The organism is Moorena producens PAL-8-15-08-1, from assembly GCF_001767235.1.
In the GTDB taxonomy this organism is placed as follows: domain Bacteria; phylum Cyanobacteriota; class Cyanobacteriia; order Cyanobacteriales; family Coleofasciculaceae; genus Moorena; species Moorena producens_A.
This window is the reverse complement of the sequence record NZ_CP017599.1, coordinates 9481518-9497206: the sequence shown is the minus strand read 5'-3', so window position 1 is coordinate 9497206 and position 15689 is coordinate 9481518. Positions and strand designations below refer to the sequence as shown.

Annotated in this window: 14 protein-coding genes and 1 pseudogene; 4 read left to right on the top strand and 11 right to left on the bottom strand. The window is 43.7% G+C overall.

Features of this window, described 5'->3' with window-relative positions; translation table 11 throughout:
* Positions 1-297 precede the first annotated feature (297 nt).
* Together BJP34_RS34835 and BJP34_RS34830 are read right to left on the bottom strand one after the other, a co-directional pair.
* Positions 298-933 carry a class I SAM-dependent methyltransferase gene (locus BJP34_RS34835; RefSeq protein ID WP_070396287.1) on the bottom strand — a complete coding sequence of 212 codons (636 nt, stop codon included), beginning with the start codon at positions 931-933 and terminating at the stop codon, positions 298-300.
* 404 nt (positions 934-1337) lie between these two features.
* A complete protein-coding gene (locus BJP34_RS34830) occupies positions 1338-2012 on the bottom strand; it encodes a class I SAM-dependent methyltransferase (protein ID WP_324610997.1) in 675 nt (224 codons plus the stop codon).
* 126 nt (positions 2013-2138) lie between these two features.
* Here BJP34_RS34830 and BJP34_RS34825 point away from each other — a divergent pair, with 126 nt between their 5' ends.
* Positions 2139-3218, top strand: coding sequence for an RNA-guided endonuclease InsQ/TnpB family protein (locus BJP34_RS34825; protein ID WP_070396286.1), 1080 nt, complete (start codon positions 2139-2141; stop codon positions 3216-3218).
* Positions 3219-3287: 69 nt separating this feature from the next.
* Here the strand turns inward: BJP34_RS34825 and BJP34_RS34820 are convergent, their stop codons facing one another.
* The 7 genes and pseudogenes from BJP34_RS34820 to yidD all read right to left on the bottom strand — a co-directional run.
* Entirely contained in the window at positions 3288-3797 is a 510-nt protein-coding gene (locus BJP34_RS34820) for a hypothetical protein (protein WP_070396285.1), read from the bottom strand.
* A gap of 167 nt (positions 3798-3964) precedes the next feature.
* A complete protein-coding gene (locus BJP34_RS45255; protein WP_070396284.1) occupies positions 3965-4291 on the bottom strand; it encodes a hypothetical protein in 327 nt (108 codons plus the stop codon).
* A gap of 170 nt (positions 4292-4461) precedes the next feature.
* Positions 4462-6003, bottom strand: coding sequence for a site-2 protease family protein (locus BJP34_RS34810; protein ID WP_070396283.1), 1542 nt, complete (start codon positions 6001-6003; stop codon positions 4462-4464).
* Positions 6004-6005: 2 nt separating this feature from the next.
* Positions 6006-6944, bottom strand: a complete 939-nt coding sequence (murQ, locus tag BJP34_RS34805) for an N-acetylmuramic acid 6-phosphate etherase (RefSeq protein WP_070396282.1) — start codon at positions 6942-6944, stop codon at positions 6006-6008.
* A gap of 257 nt (positions 6945-7201) precedes the next feature.
* Complete coding sequence (locus BJP34_RS34800) at positions 7202-7576, bottom strand: DUF3110 domain-containing protein (protein WP_070396281.1); 375 nt, start codon at positions 7574-7576, stop codon at positions 7202-7204.
* 281 nt (positions 7577-7857) lie between these two features.
* On the bottom strand, positions 7858-8568 hold the full coding sequence (locus BJP34_RS34795) for a M15 family metallopeptidase (RefSeq protein WP_070396280.1): 711 nt from the start codon (positions 8566-8568) through the stop codon (positions 7858-7860).
* Between the two features lie 158 nt (positions 8569-8726).
* A pseudogene (gene yidD / locus BJP34_RS34790) lies at positions 8727-8933 on the bottom strand (membrane protein insertion efficiency factor YidD); the annotation flags it as partial.
* Between the two features lie 62 nt (positions 8934-8995).
* Between yidD and BJP34_RS34785 the strand changes: the two are divergent.
* On the top strand, positions 8996-9703 hold the full coding sequence (locus BJP34_RS34785; protein ID WP_070396278.1) for a diacylglycerol/polyprenol kinase family protein: 708 nt from the start codon (positions 8996-8998) through the stop codon (positions 9701-9703).
* Between the two features lie 96 nt (positions 9704-9799).
* Complete coding sequence (locus tag BJP34_RS34780) at positions 9800-10450, top strand: glutathione S-transferase family protein (protein WP_070396277.1); 651 nt, start codon at positions 9800-9802, stop codon at positions 10448-10450.
* Between the two features lie 261 nt (positions 10451-10711).
* Here the strand turns inward: BJP34_RS34780 and BJP34_RS45890 are convergent, their stop codons facing one another.
* Positions 10712-10861, bottom strand: coding sequence for a hypothetical protein (locus tag BJP34_RS45890; protein ID WP_168166540.1), 150 nt, complete (start codon positions 10859-10861; stop codon positions 10712-10714).
* A 371-nt stretch (positions 10862-11232) separates the two neighbouring features.
* Between BJP34_RS45890 and BJP34_RS34775 the strand changes: the two genes are divergently transcribed.
* Positions 11233-12585: a nicotinate phosphoribosyltransferase gene (locus BJP34_RS34775; RefSeq protein WP_070396276.1), complete on the top strand. Its 1353-nt coding sequence runs from the start codon at positions 11233-11235 to the stop codon at positions 12583-12585.
* Positions 12586-12854: 269 nt separating this feature from the next.
* On the opposite strand, the gene BJP34_RS34770 is transcribed toward BJP34_RS34775, so the two are convergent.
* A complete protein-coding gene (locus tag BJP34_RS34770) occupies positions 12855-15107 on the bottom strand; it encodes an ABC transporter substrate-binding protein (RefSeq protein ID WP_070396275.1) in 2253 nt (750 codons plus the stop codon).
* Positions 15108-15689: the final 582 nt, after the last annotated feature.

The following is a 15689-nucleotide window of genomic DNA, read 5'->3' as shown; positions in this document are numbered from 1 at the left end:
TGCAAAAGCGAGGGATGGGCCGACCTGAGGGGGTTTCCCCCACTCGCACTTTGCATGGCTGACAGTGAGATGCACCCCGGGAATCTTAGAGGATATCTCCCAAGTTTTTTGATACTGAATTTTGCCCCCCTAGCCCCCCAATTCTGGGGGGAACAAGAATCAATTTGCGGCTAAAAGTCCCTTCCGGTGCGCTTTCCAATGGGCGAGTAAATCGCCCTTGGGTCGCACCGCAAAATTGGGGGATTTAGGGGGCTTTGATGTAGCAAATGAGACTTCTCAGACAACCTCTTAGCCTGCTCAGTACTTATTTGCTACAACGAGATAGCTACCATAGATTGACATCAACGGAAAATGCCAACCTAAATACTGGGATACCTTACCTGATCCATATAATTTAACCCCTGAGAATCCATGCATTTGCAATCTCAATCGCAGAACTTCTGGAAAATGCTGAGTTAAATGGCTGACACCGTATACTGACATTCCAATGATTTTATTTTTTATGTAATTAGGATTGGGAGTGGTAAGCAACAGTCTTCCGCCAATCTTCAACACTCTTTGGAATTCACATAATGTTTGATCTACATCGGCAGGATACAGGTGTTCAAGAAACTCACCAGCAGTAATTACATCAAAAAATCGATCTTCCATAGGTATGTCTGTTGAAAGACCATAGACTTTTTGTGAATAGCACTCAGGCAAAACATCTAATCTTTCTTGTACACAATCAAGACCAAATAATGTCAGGTTCGGGTTCAACTCCTTCAAACGTAATCCACCTCTACCCGTATTGCAACCTACGTCAAGAATATTTACAGCTTCTTTCTGAACAAAACTGAAGAATTGTTCGTACCTTTTCAATGTAAAAGAGTCGTGTTCTGAACGATTTTGTTGAACATTCTGAACTTCGTACTTCTTATGCAGATTGAGCATGTTTGCTTCTCCAATTCAACATAGAAATGACTAAACTCCAAGGCGTTACTGAATTACGGGATGAATCAGGGATAGACAGGTATTTGCCTCGGTGGCACCGGCACCTCCGGCTAACTTCAGGTAATCCACTAACAGTCCTATCGAATGCTTCAGCATTTCTACTGACGTCCATTTGGTCTCCGAGGCAAAAATTCCACCACTCTCTAGGATGACACCGGAACCCAGCCAATTACATTAAATTTTTTAACAGCTGTCGATGGTGGTTATCAGGCAAGTCTTATGGTTTTTTTAGACCCTACAAAGGGCAAGCAACTCTGAAAAGTTCCCCCACTTCTGGAGTATAGTCTGGGTCATAAGCATCCCGAAGCAGCTATTTTTACTAATCTCTAAGCATAAGTGCCCATTCAACAATCAGATCTAGTTTTCGGCTTCCGAGCAATCCAATATTTACTAACAAAGTGATTTTTAGTTGCGACCTGTTCAAAGCCAGCTTTTTCGAGACGTTCGACTAAGTTATCTGTGATATAATTTCTGTAATAAGGCTCGTGATAAATAGCCATAAAATTCTCCATCGATACCTTGAACTCAGGAGAATCCAATAGTTGCATCGAATCACAGATAGTCAATACTCCCCCTGGTTTAGTGACTCGGAAACATTCTTCAATTACTCGCTGACGAGCTGCTGGTGGTAATTCATGGAAGAGAAATACACTGCTTATGCCGTGAAAATAATTATCTGGGTAAGGTAATTTTTCGGCATTAGCCTGCATGAGTTGAGGCAATTCTTCAGGGTTTTTTGAAAGTAGTTGGTTGGCTTTGCGTAGATAAGTGGGGGAGAGGTCAACCCCAAATAAAGATGCTTTAGTTAGGGTAGCGCGAAGGAATTTTAGGGTTCGTCCCGTCCCACAACCTACGTCTAAAACCTTGATTTGGTCCGGTGCTACAGAAGCAAAGACATTTAATCCTTGGTTGATTGGACCAAGAATTTGCCGACGCATACTATCTGCTGCACCATAAAACAGGATTTCTACCTGCAAGTCGTAGAGTAATAACTTAGTTGACGATTTAAGGTACAACACGATACTATCAGTATGTTGTTAATTGTAGTTAGGTGACTAAGTACCTCAAACCAACCAAAAGCTGATCAGGATCATGGCGTTAACGTCAGCACACTAGCCCGATGGAAAAATCAATCATCCCGACTTATGCAACGAGCCTTCAAGACCAAGTTAAAACTGAATAACAAACAAAAAACCTTGATGGCTCAACACGCTGGGTATTCTAGGTGGGTATGGAACTGGGCTTTAAACCTGTGGAAGGAAGCCGCATTAGCTGGACTCAAGCCTTCAGCCAATAAGTTGAAAAAGTTTTATACTCATCATGTGAAGCCTCAGTATACCTGGCAGTCCACATTAAGTTCTAGGGTTTACCAATTTGCTTTCAGGCACTTAGGAGAAGCATTTAGTCGATTTTTTCAAGGGATTGCTCAACATCCTAAGTTTAAGAAAAAAGGTAGAAATGATAGCTTTACCCTAGATAATTGCGGTAAGCTCATGAAGTTTTCAGGGACTCGGTTAAAACTTCCTTGTTTGGGATGGGTTAGTACCTATGAACCAATACCTGAAATCCAGACAAAGCGAATCACAATCAGTCGAGTAGCCGATTCTTGGTATATTTCGGTAGCCTACGAATTTGAGCCTGAATATACCCCAAAGTCCAGAGAATATCTAGGTGTAGATGTTGGGGTTAAAGTTTTAGCGACTTGCTCTGATGGAACCGTATTTCCTAACCCTAGAGCCTATAAGCAAGCTCAGAAAAAATTAACTCGACTTCAACGAGAACTATCTAGAAAACAAGTTGGTTCTGTAAACAGAAATAAGACCAAGCTAAGACTGGCTAAAACTCATCAGCGTATCGCTAACATCCGGAAAGATGCCATTCACAAGTTAACCTGTTGGCTTTGCAAAAACCACGCAGTCATTGGGTTAGAAGATTTGAATATTTCCGGTATGCTTAAAAACCCTAAGTTAGCGGGTGCCATTGCTGATTCGGCTTTGTATGAAATTCGTCGTCAAGTCGAATACAAGTCGGAGTGGTACGGATCAAAAACAGTGTTTGTGGATAGATTTTATCCATCAACAAAAACCTGTTCAAGTTGTGGCCACATCCAGGAAATGCCACTCAAAGAACGAGTTTTTAATTGCGAAGCTTGCGGTGAAGTTCGAGATCGTGATTATAATGCTAGCCTCAATTTAGAACGATACGCCGAGAGCTACTCGGTTTGAGCCTGTGGAATAGGAAGTGCCGACACCCTATGAAATGCCAGGTAACTGGAAAGAAGCAGGAAGGGAACATTAATACGGTTTATACCGTGTTGTGTCAGTTTTCCGTAGCAGATTAGCCGACATATCACTTAAGTAACCGTCTGTCTGATAGTGGAAATTTTGCAGGTAGTAGGGCGGATAACCTTGCAGCTCAATCTCAGGAGAAAACGTTTGATATTCCTTTCGTTGCCACCTTGACCAAATTTTTGGAATATCTCTCCAAACTTCTGGATAGTAACGGAAAAAATCCTGCCAAGGATTATCGAATAATGTACCAACTGGATACACGCCCTTTTGCGCATCTTGCCAATCAGCTTCACCCAGATTTTTTCGTCTTTTTGCGAACTCAAGTAAGAGTTGTTTAGAAAGGGGTTGCCTTATTTTTTTTAGTTCTGGAAAAAAAATATTTCTCAAGCGGGCTCTAATCGCTATATGAGCAATACTAAAAAAAGTTTTGCTTTGTTGAAATACCTGGTAAGTGAATTTAATTAAGGTCTCACGGAGAAGTGTAAATTGGTTAATTTTGGAAGTAGATTCCATAGTGATACTTAAACTAGTTAAGATCAACAAGTTTGGGATTTGATGGAATAGCAATGCATCGCTTTTTCACCATTACTCTGTAAGCATTCAGCGATCAGCTATCAGCTATCAGCTAATAGCTAAGGGATGAATGCTTGGGGTTGCTGAATTAAAGAATGAATGGGCGATTATCTGGTTTTATGAGAGCCCCCTAAATCCCCCGAGCGAGCAATCCCTCGCTCGGGGGACTTGTCTTGATTCAGTCGCTCATGGGGGAAACCACGGCAGTTGCTCATGGGGGAAACCCCCGCAGGTCGGCGCTGCCTCCCCAAGACCGCACTGCCTCCCCAAGACCGTAATGGTGCGTTTGACCCGTAATTAAATTCGCCACGGGTCGCACCTCTGCATCGCTTGAGAGTTTTGTTCCCCCCAAGGGAGGGATTGCTCGCTAGGGGGGCTAGGGGGGCAAAACCATACCCAGAATCAGCAACGCTCAACCTTGGCCTATTGGCCACGGGTGCGCGTTCAACCGTTCAACCTTAGCCAATAGGCCACCCTAGGCTAACAACTTTCAACTTCACAACTTTCAACTTCACAACTTTCAACTTCACAACTTTCAACTTCACAACTTCACAACTTCACAACCTTGGCCTATTGGCCACGGGTGCGCGTTCAACCCTTGAAATTAGCCCCCAATTCCTAGCCTTCCTGCCAAAGCTGAATTAATGGGAATCAGAGTTGCGACCATTAAAAATAATGCCAATAACCCCCACAATGCTCGAGTATCATCGAGTTCGGTAATTTCATTGAGGCTAGGACGTTCTAAACTCCGCTGCAAGAACAAAATCAAGATTCCCCAGTACAAAATTATGGGATTGGCTGGATTGATTAAGGCCAGAATCCCCAAAATTACTAAGGTGGCAATGGTAGTAAGTCGAGCAGTTTTTCGTCCGTAGATAGCTTGGACAATTCGCCCACCATCTAGTTGTCCTGCTGGCATTAGGTTCAAGGCTGTTATGGTTAAACCTAGCCAACCAACAATGGTCAGAGGGTGAAGATCTACTAAAGGCTCTTGGAGAGCACTACCGAGCACTAACTTTGCCAGTCCTCCGACTAAAATGGACGCTTGGAAGAACTCTGCTGGCACCTGAAAGGCACTGCCTTGATGAGAAAGGACTAATCCTGAAATCAGCATCAGTAGAGACACTACACCACCTACGGCTGGTCCAGCTATAGAAATATCAAATAATACTTTTCGATTTGGTAATAAGGATTCAAAGCGAACCATAGCACCAAATGAGCCGATTTGCAAGCTGGGCAGGAAAAAGGGTATGCTGAGGCGAATGTCGTGACTTTTGGCTTGCCACCAGTGACCGAGTTCATGGGTAATCAGAACTATCCAAATTCCGATGGTAATCGGTAAGGCTTCCCGAAACCGTTGGGGTTCACTGAATAAATCAAAGTCAAGCAGTAACCCAGATACTTCTAAAGTGGTGAAAAATGTGGCAATTACCAGAACCAGGGCTAATATTTTTTGCGCAACTGTAGTGGTTCGCGGGTCATTGGTACTGGGTAATACAATGACAACTGGTTTCCCTTCTGGATTATCGACTAAAAATAGCCGATAGCGATCGCTTAATTTTTCCTCTAGATTAGCTGACAAACGAGAATGTACCAATTCTGCATCGTTTCCCCGCAGATTCCCTGTAAAAATTGCCCCTTCCTGATATTTTATAGTTTCCGTAGCAAAGAACGTATCAATCCCAAAAATCCCTTTAATAAGTTGTAGGTCTTCATCAGGAATTGTAGCTACTCCGATCCTGGTGGTATTCGGACCCTCGGATACGGCAGTTAAATTTTTGTAAGCTGCAGTATCTTGCTCCTCAGACTTTTGGGCATCCTTGCTTTGTTGTTGCTCCTCGAACAGTTTGGTGGCACGCTCCCGCCAAACCTCATCTTGACCTGCTGCACGTAAGAGCCTGCCCAAGTAGATGTATAGGCCGGTGGAAGCGACTAGCAGAAATAGGATCCCAACGATATTCAGGTAAATTCCGATGCTGACTAAGCCAAAGAATAATAGCCAGGGCACTGTCAAGACTACTGACTGCAACCAGGCTAAAATTCCTAGCTTGCCGTAAGAACGAGCGCGGTTATAGCCCCAACCTAGAACACCAAGGGCTACGAGTATGATTACCAAAGTGACAGTAGTCTGTGATCCGTTAAACATTATCAATTTAATTTTGATGGAGTACTAGTTTGTTTCCAACTTTGGAGAGCGGTCCTGAGATCACTTTGGTTTTGCTGTAGGAAGCTGGCTCCCTCTAGCTGGTCTAATCCTGTCCAGTACATTAGTAGCGCTAGTTTTACCTGCCTTCCACTGCGCTCTAGTAAATGAGCGCAGTCTTCTCGGCTGAGGTTGGTCAGGTCTTTGAGGATGCGCAGGGCTCGGTCATGAAGTTTCTTGTTGGTCACTGCCACATCTACCATGCGATTGCCGTAGACTTTGCCAAGCTTTACCATGGCTCCAGTGGAAAGGATGTTCAAGGCCATTTTAGTGACAGTACCGGCTTTGAGGCGAGTAGAGCCAGCTAAGATTTCTGGACCAACCAGCAGCCGAATATCAATATCAGCATCAATACTGACCTGTTCAGGGGGGACACAAGCGATCGCAATCGTGGTTGCGCCCCGGCCTCGTGCCTCTTGGAGTGCGCCGTGGACAAAGGGTGTGGTTCCACCTGCGGTAATGCCTACCACCACATCTAGGTCATGTACCCGGCGATGGGCGATCGCTTTTGCACCATCTTCCTGCCGGTCTTCCAAATCTTCAGAACTCCGCACCAATGCCCCTGCTCCTCCAGCAATGATCCCTTGGACTAGGTCTGGGGGTGTACAAAAGGTGGGGGGACATTCGGCAGCATCGAGGACTCCCAAGCGTCCACTGGTACCAGCTCCCACGTAGAAGAGGCATCCTCCTTGACGCAATGCCTTTGCTGTGCAGTCAATGGCTTGAGCTAGCTGGCTACTAGCTGCTGCGATCGCATCTAGGGTTTTGGTATCTTCTTGATTAAACAGATCCACTAACTCTAGGGATGTCAGCTGGTCAAGGTTCTGACTATTGGGATTAATCTGTTCGGTCAGCAGATGTCCCCGTTGTTCTAAATTTTGCATTATATTATTTAGTCATTGGTAGAAGGGTTGAAGGTTATTTGGTTGAACGCGATGGACGTTCGCGTAGCGTCGGCTTTGCCGAGAGTCCCGCTGAATAGCGAACGCTTGGCCTAAAGGCCAAGGTTGTTCGCCCCGTATTCGGTGTCGGGTAGGTTGTTTGGTTGAACGTTGTTCGCCCCGTATTCGGTTTCAGGTAGGTTGTTTGGTTAACGGTTCAAGGTAGAAAGTTAAAAAGTATTCCTCAAATTTTTATCAGCTTACAATAAATTTTCCAACTGACGGCGAATGCGCTCTAGATCTGATAGTTCTGGTTGTTCGGTTTTCTTGATGTCCGGTTGCCAATCAGTCTTTTCTAGATTTGTTTCCGGTGGCATGGCCAACATTCCTTCAGTAACCAACTCCGAGTCATAACCAGCCGATTGGCAAAACTCTTCAATCTCTTCTAGATCGATAGCTTCCACGGTTGCTGTTGGGAAATCCTGGGCTTCGAGCAATAAAGCAAAGCGGGTAGCATCGTCTTCTTCTTCAAACATCAATACCGTTTGGCGATCGTCAATTTGGATAGTGTGAATTCCCTCGTTTTCTGTCCGGGCATTAAATAATAGGACGTATACTTGCTTAGGTGCTATCATAATTAGGATTTTTCCTTAGGTAATCGTTTTTTTTAACTGTTTTTATAGGATATCTAATCTCATTTTGCTTTAATGCCAGGCACAGATAGCAGGAGGGTCAACAGAGGCAAAAGTGGGAAGAAACAATGGCGTATTTCTAGGATTTTTGGAGCTACTTCATAACTAATTCCACCATAATTCACTGCTAAACTAGCTTAGCAGCAACTGAGCTATCACCACGCTCCCCACATAGGACGCTCCCCACATAGGATGCTCCCCACTCTCCGACTCAAGACTCAGGATTAGCCACTGACGCACTCAACAGCACCATATCGTGCCATAAAGGTATTGCTTGCATCCTCTTGATTGCGCAGCCAAGCCCACATTTGGTCTCCGAGGCAAAAATGCCACCACTCTCTAGGATGACACCGGAACCCAGCCGAGTACATTAAATTTTTTAACAGCTGTCGATTGTAGTGATAAGGCAAGTCTTGCTGATTGGCATAATAATTGGGATGGGAGCGTGGTGAGACTTCATCAATCTCAGAGCCCATATCAATGGTTTCACCGGTGGCATCCAGCAGGGTAATATCTAACGCAGCACCTGTACTGTGAGGGGGTGGAGTCATGGGGTTAGAGCTCGGTACTGCCCAAAATTGATAAACTTGTTCCCAAATGGCTTGCTGTTGTTGTTCCAATAGGGTGCTTGGGTTGAGTTGTTGCGCCTGAGCTACTTGGGCAAAGGTATGGTCAACCATGAATTGTTGGACTTCCAGCGGTCGATAGCCATCAAAAATCTGGATGCGCCAACCTGGATGCTGCTGTTGGAGTTGGCTTTGAGCCACAAAGAGTGCTTCTATCACACTCTCGCGCAGATAATAAGGGGAAGCCTTACCATAAGGTGCCCCCAGTTTTTGGTAGGGGTGAGGGGTACGAGCGGCAAATTTTTCTAAGGGAATGGGGATGAGGGGTTCTCCACACTCTACAATTGGGATTTGCTGATAAGGTTTCATAAGTTATAGCAGTTCTCAGTTTTTTCAGCATACTCAAACCACAAGAGTCACTACTTTTTCCCTGTTCCCTGTTCCCTGTTCCCTGTTTCCTGTTCCCTGTTCCCTGTTCCCTGTTCAACACTTCTAGATTTATCGCTATTACCATTAGGATAAACGTCAGGCACGGGATCATAACCTCCTGGATAGAGAGGATGACACCGTAGAATACGGCGAATGCCTAGCAAACCGCCCCGAAAGACACCAAACCGCTCAATCGCTTGGATAGCATACTGGGAACAGGTTGGTTGAAAGCGACAGACTGGGGGAAATAGGGGGGAAATAAACGCTCGATAGCCTCGAATTAGCCAAATAAGTAAAAATTTCATGTAATGGTCACCCCATCTAATACAGTAATAAATAGGTCTTACAGTATGCTGCCATCAAATCCTTGTTTAATTCTGTACCCTCGATAGAATCAATTCCAACCCTATGGCTGCAAATTGCACTGATTGCTGTCGGTCTCGGTGCGATTGTACTGCTGGCGGAAACCCTACATCAGCGCACCGCCAGGGATTCAGAAATTACCCGTAAAATTGTTCACATTGGCACGGGTAACGTGATTTTAGTGGCTTGGTGGCTACAAATACCTGGCTGGGTAGGTATTTTGGCTTCAGTTATCGCTGGTGCGATCGCTCTTTTGTCCTATTACATTCCTATTTTGCCTGGTATTAACAGCGTTGGGCGCAAAAGCCTAGGCACTTTCTTCTATGCTGTCAGTATTGGTGTCGTGATTGCCTGGTTTTGGCCCTTAGAACAATTCCAGTATGCCGCTATTGGGATTTTAGTGATGGCATGGGGGGATGGACTGGCAGGACTGATTGGTCAGAAATTTGGCCAACATCCCTATCAGGCTTGGGGGATGCAAAAAAGCTGGGAAGGGTCTGGGACCATGGCGGCAACTAGCTATGTAGTAAGTAGCCTGATCCTTTTCGCTGTTCAAGGTAATGTCTGGCAAACCTGGTTGATGTCAATTGCGATCGCATTCTTTGCCACAGTATTAGAAGCCTTCTCCAAGTTCGGTATTGATAATCTCACAGTTCCTATCGGTAGTGCAGCAGTAGGGTTCTTTTTAGGTCAAATCCTCAGCTTGGGTTGAAGGCTCTTGAAATAGCTCAAGTTATGACCCTGTGCTTGATAGTAGATATTAAACTAAGAATAAATCAAACGTTGATAGTAAGCGAGAATTGAGTTAATGTTACAGTTTTACAATAATCCTATGTCCAACAATGCCCGACGGGTATGGATTGCTTTATTAGAAAAACAGATTGAATTTGAGCCTGTTGAAATAAAATTAGATGGTGATCAATTTACGCCAGAATTTATTGAAATCAATCCTTTTCATCACGTTCCAGTCCTAATCGATGATGGATTTAAAGTGATAGAATCCTTAGCCATCTTAGATTATTTAGAAGCTAAATATCCAACTCCTGCTCTTATGCCCACTGACCCCCAAGCTATTGCTACAGTGAGGATGATAGAACTGCTCAACGTCAATGAGCTTGCTCCTGCTATCGTAACATTCATGCGCCATAATTTGGAGATTGAAGTAGAAGCCAAAAAATTAGAACAAGCTCAAAAACAAGTTGCCACAGTGATGAAATTTTATAGCGAAAAATTGGGCGATAAAAACTACTTTGTAGAAGGGCAATTTACGGTAGCCGATATTGTCGCCGGTTTGTCGGTATATTTTCTGAGCAAGATCGGCGTGTCTTTAGCTGACTATCCCTCAGTGCAAAATTGGCAAACAGCTTTACAGCAACGGGAAAGTTGGCAGCAAGTTCAACCAACACCAGAAGAGTTTGAAATGTTTAAAGCAAAGGTGAAAGCAATTTTGTCACGGTAAACCACTAGACAATTCGCAACGCCTGAGTTATTGGGAGTCGTGAGTGGTGAGTCGGGAGGCGGGAGTTATGAGAACCGCTACATTACCACGTTACCTCGATCACAGTGTTCGCTTCCAGCTTAAATCATCCCGTCAATAGGCAACTCCACATTAGCTTTAGGGGCGCACGCTGTGCGCCCCTAAGGGTGTTGTGTATTCCAGCAAGAACCACTATAACTAGCGTTCAAATTCTAGCTAAAATCGAAGAATTTACCGAAGAATTTACCAAGATGCCTCTTTCTGCTCAAAGGGGTCACCGCTAAAGGGTTGAACACCAATAGCAGGATAAATGTCATCATTAGGTCCAAAAATCCTAGCTACTGCTTCAGAAAGATATTGAATACTGCTTTCCAATAGTTTGTAAAAACTCATAAAATTGCTCTCCTGAATTAGTTGAGTTAGAGTTGAAAACAGCAGTGGCTATAATTAGCGCGAACCTTTACATTTTATGGTGGTTCACGATTACTGCCATGCTCTCATCAAATTGCTGTTCTCAAATTATTGAGTATTAACTCTCAGTAAAGACTGAAAGACGTTTTTGTCTTGGTGTACTTAATCTTATCGAGAATTATCGATTTGGTGGCAGGTTAGTAATATTTGTTTGGCAATATTTGCAATACTTTTCTCAAGCTTGACTAATCACTAAGATTTGTTTGGTAATTTTGAGAGGCTTGTTAACAAATCTGTACCTATTTAAAGTTCCTTTACCTTATGTTAAACATTACTCCTTAAACAGTACTACCATGAATGATAAACACCAGGAATTAATACCTACACCTGAGGACTATAGCTTATTAACTGACCTGTATCAGCTGACCATGACAGCCTGTTATAGTGGTGAAGGCTTAGCCCAAAAACCAGCCTCCTTTGAACTATTTGCGCGACGTTTACCTAATGGCTTTGGTTACTTGATTGCTATGGGACTCGCCCAGGTACTCGACTACCTGGAACAGTTTCGCTTTAGTCCCCAGGCACTAGACGCATTACAACAAACAGACATTTTTCAGGGAGCACCGGAACAGTTTTGGTCACTCTTAGCAGAAGGAAGCTTCACTGGTGATGTCTGGGCAGTGCCTGAGGGAACAGCAATATTTGCTAATGAACCGTTGTTGCGGGTGGATGCTCCTCTGTGGCAAGCACAGATAGTAGAAACTTACCTACTCAATACAATTAACTATCAGACCTTGATAGCCACTAAGGCAGCACGGCTAAGAGATGTGGCGGGGGCCGAGGCTACCTTACTAGAATTTGGCACTCGACGAGCCTTTAGTCCTCAGGCATCCTTGTGGGCAGCACGAGCAGCTATAGCAGGTGGGTTGGATGGCACATCTAATGTATTAGCAGCCCTGAAATTAGGATGTCAGCCTAAAGGAACCATGGCTCATGCTTTGGTCATGGCGATCACAGCAGTATCTGGAAGTGAGCAGGATGCTTTTACGGCCTTTTATCGCTATTTTCCCAATGCTCCCTTATTAATAGATACCTACGATACTGTAGCAGCCGCTAAGAATCTGGCTAAACGAATCGCAGCTGGAGAAATCCAAGTGACTGGAGTACGTTTGGATTCTGGGGATTTAGTCACCTTGTCCCAAAAAGTGCGATCGCATTTACCCAATGTCTCAATTTTTGCCAGTGGGGATTTAGACGAGTATGAAATAGCCAGACTCAAACAGGCTGGTGCTTGTATCGACGGTTATGGACTCGGAACTCGCCTAGTCACTGGAAACCCAGTCAATGGAGTCTACAAATTAGTAGAAATTGATGGCATTCCCACCATGAAACAGTCCAGTAGCAAAGTCACCTATCCAGGACGCAAGCAAATCTATCGCCAATTTCACCAAGATACACTTATCAAAGACCGGCTAGGATTGATGGCTGAATCCTGCCAAGATCATGAACAACCTCTGCTCGAACAAGTCATCAAACAAGGTCAACGACTAAAGCCACCAGAATCCTTAGACGTCATCCAAAAACGCACAGCTTACTCCGTTGCCAGTCTTGCCACGTCAACGCGACAACTTCATCAGCCAACCCCACTACCTGTAGAAATTTCTGATCCCCTACAACAGCTCACCATAGCTACCTCCAAAGGGTAAGCTATCACACATTAAAAATGCTTTTTAGCAAGGCAAAAGGCAAAAGGCAAAAGGCAAAAGGCAAAAGGCAAAAGGCAAAAAGGCACTGGGATATATCTTTTTTATTTGATTTCACTTTAAATGCAGAACAGCTTAAGCTGTTAAAGATTAATCAATAACTTAGATTGAATGCCAACTGCTCTATTGCCTACTCCCTGCTCCCTACTCCCTGCTCCCTAAAAAACCAGAACTATGTACTTAATAAAGTCGCAAACCGCTATAACAAATTGCTACAAATACCGCCAACACAGAAGAGACGTGTAAACTACCAAAATCACTGGAAACGCCACTCTTCCAAACTCCATTAATTTGCTAATCTTGATTTTACCAGACTGAAAGCGCTCACTATTCCCAATCACCACCATCAACAACTGTAAGCCATTGAGTACATAAACGATAAAAAAGGCATAGTCGAGAGCCACTACATAGCCAACCCCCTCCGGTAGTGCTTCTATCAAGCTCAGATGGTAAAAGACAATCGCTAGTAGCAAGCCACTCACTGCTTCTACGGATATCTGATCGAAGGGGAGAAACATGAACAGGTATCCGACCACCACAAAAAACAGTAGAGGCAAGAGATTCTTGATACTGAAACTGACTAAATCCCGCTTGATTTTAATAACCACATTGAATCGGGAGTATTCTATATCTAAGTCTGTATCGATAAATCGTCGATTGCCCAAAGTCGAATCGTTAATCACCGTATCCTGGAAAAAAGTAGCATTCTCAACACTCCAATCGGTAATCTTATCAAACACTTTAGCTCTCTTCCAATTTTTGATAACTTTTTCTGTAGTGGTGTCTCGCATTCCCACGAAGTCCACTACATAAATTAGTTTGTCCCGGGTTAGGTTAAGATGTCGAAATCTGGCTGATAGAGTCTGATGGTCAAACGGGTAATCGTGAAAATCAAACTTTTCATGAAAATCGCCTTTCACCCGGTATACTTTATAATTAATTCCATCCGTTAAATCTGTATCTATCGGTTCCTTTAAGGTCAATTTTTCTCCTGAATCTAGCCGCTCAATGCCATAATTTGTAAACTCGATTTGGTCTGCTATAATATCGCCTTGGTACCTAAACCACAGGAAAAAATCAACAACATAAGATGACGTTTTCTCATCTATGTGACTAATTTCATTGATATCCATCCCGGTGTAAACGATATGGGTTTTTACCATATAGTTATTACCAACCTTTACAATTTCACCACTGTCGAGCTGTTCTTCCAGATTAGCAACAGCCCGTAAGTCCCGGATTATTTGCAGCTGGCTAAAGGCTGAAATAAACTTTCTTCTATCAAAAGTTCCCACAAAAACGGGTGCTACTGCATTGCCGTAATAGTCAAAATAAATATTTCTGGTTGCCCCCTTGAATGCCGTTTCCTGGCTATTAATAGTTGCTAAGCTTTCTTTGAGCATTAAACGGTCTTTCGGTAAATCGTCCCAGGTAATATCAGAGCGTTGAATTGCCTCAACAATGGCTTTTGCCGCATCATAATAGCAAGTCGCAACCCATCCCGGCGCTTGTTTATACTTCTTTTCAAAGTCGTTTCTGAACTGTTGACCGCCATCATCAGAAATGTCAAAAATAATCGGAGCAATGGCATAAATTCCATTGGTAAAGAAGCCTGGTTCATTCGTCTCCTCTGGGGAGTCTTCAAACCGTTGCCCCAGCGATATTTCCGCTAAAGAGTCACCGCCAAAAATGGGGAAATCCATCCCAGAACTCTTGATTTTGGCAATTAATCCAGCCACTTGATTGCGATTCGCTGTCATCACAATCACTCCTGGGTCTTTCCCGCTATTTTTTAAAGCCAATAAATCTTGATAAATCGTTTCTATGGCTTGGTCTATATCATCCCCTAATACCCACTTACTGACTACTTCTCCCCCTAACTGCCGAAACGTCTCTTCAACAGTCTTCCCTAAGGTCAAGCCATAAGTGCTGGGGCTGTAAACTAGGCTAATATTGGAAGATCCCAGAATTTTTTGGATATAATTGGCGATAAAAGTACCCTGAGCACTGTTAGAAAAAATGGTGCGAAAATACCAAGTGTTCGATTGGGTGACCCCATCAGCAGTAGCTGAGCCGGTCACCGCAGGAATCTTATGGTCTTGATAAACTTCGCCAGCAGCCGTAGATACCCCACTACTGTAATGACCAATCACTGCGATCGCATTTGATTGAGCAATCTTCTGAGCAACCTGCTGTGCCACATCCGGATTGCCTTGGTCATCATAAACCTCTAGCTTAAACTTTTTCCCCTTAACACCACCAGCCTTGTTAACTTGATTAATGTAAAGTTGAGCACCGTCTACCATTGCTCTGCCTGAGCGTTGTGCTGATTCACTAGCATTGCTTAACGGAGCTGCGATCGCAATGGTTATCCTCTCTTGATATCCCTGGAAGGTATCGATTGCTACAACTGTAGCGCAGGCAAGCAGTACGATAGATACTAATACGATGGCTTTTTTTAGCATATATCACCTGATCAGTTGAATGGTCACAGATTACAGGTTACAGGTTGAACGCGCACCCGTGGCCAATAGGCCAAGGTTATCAGGTTATCAGGTTACAGGTTGAAGGTTACAGGTTGAAGGTTACAAGTTGAAGGTTATAGGTTTAACGTTACAGCTTACATTTTTAACGTTAAGTTTTACATATTGGGATTTAAACATTGCATATTTTAGATTATAGGTTACAGGTTACATGTTTAACGTTACAGGTTGCTAGTTATACATCCGGCTTTCAGTTTTTAAGCCTCTAATCTTCAACAATCTAACCATCAAACCATCAACCTTCAACTTTAACCTTTCAACTTTAACCCTTTAACTTTCAACTTTCAACTTTCAACCATCAAACCATCAACCCTTCAACTATCTAACCTTCAACTATCTAACCTTGGCCAAAAGGCCATGGGTGCGCGTTCAAGCTGACCTGACTTCGTGACTGGGCAATCACGCCCTTGTTCCAATGGCGGCTATTAAGGGTTTCTAAAAATTACGAATTAGAACTGTCAATAACATCATTTAAAACAGGATAAAGGCTTGTCAAAAATGATC

What these genes read in the sequence shown, in the direction of transcription:
- BJP34_RS34835 (WP_070396287.1), bottom strand. Translation starts at nt 933, where the DNA reads ATGCTCAATCTGCATAAGAAGTACGAAGTTCAGAATGTTCAACAAAAT.
- BJP34_RS34825 (WP_070396286.1), top strand. Translation starts at nt 2,139, where the DNA reads ATGCAACGAGCCTTCAAGACCAAGTTAAAACTGAATAACAAACAAAAA.
- BJP34_RS34820 (WP_070396285.1), bottom strand. Translation starts at nt 3,797, where the DNA reads ATGGAATCTACTTCCAAAATTAACCAATTTACACTTCTCCGTGAGACC.
- BJP34_RS34810 (WP_070396283.1), bottom strand. Translation starts at nt 6,003, where the DNA reads ATGTTTAACGGATCACAGACTACTGTCACTTTGGTAATCATACTCGTA.
- murQ (WP_070396282.1), bottom strand. Translation starts at nt 6,944, where the DNA reads ATGCAAAATTTAGAACAACGGGGACATCTGCTGACCGAACAGATTAAT.
- BJP34_RS34800 (WP_070396281.1), bottom strand. Translation starts at nt 7,576, where the DNA reads ATGATAGCACCTAAGCAAGTATACGTCCTATTATTTAATGCCCGGACA.
- BJP34_RS34795 (WP_070396280.1), bottom strand. Translation starts at nt 8,568, where the DNA reads ATGAAACCTTATCAGCAAATCCCAATTGTAGAGTGTGGAGAACCCCTC.
- BJP34_RS34780 (WP_070396277.1), top strand. Translation starts at nt 9,800, where the DNA reads ATGTTACAGTTTTACAATAATCCTATGTCCAACAATGCCCGACGGGTA.
- BJP34_RS45890 (WP_168166540.1), bottom strand. Translation starts at nt 10,861, where the DNA reads ATGAGTTTTTACAAACTATTGGAAAGCAGTATTCAATATCTTTCTGAA.
- BJP34_RS34775 (WP_070396276.1), top strand. Translation starts at nt 11,233, where the DNA reads ATGAATGATAAACACCAGGAATTAATACCTACACCTGAGGACTATAGC.
- BJP34_RS34770 (WP_070396275.1), bottom strand. Translation starts at nt 15,107, where the DNA reads ATGCTAAAAAAAGCCATCGTATTAGTATCTATCGTACTGCTTGCCTGC.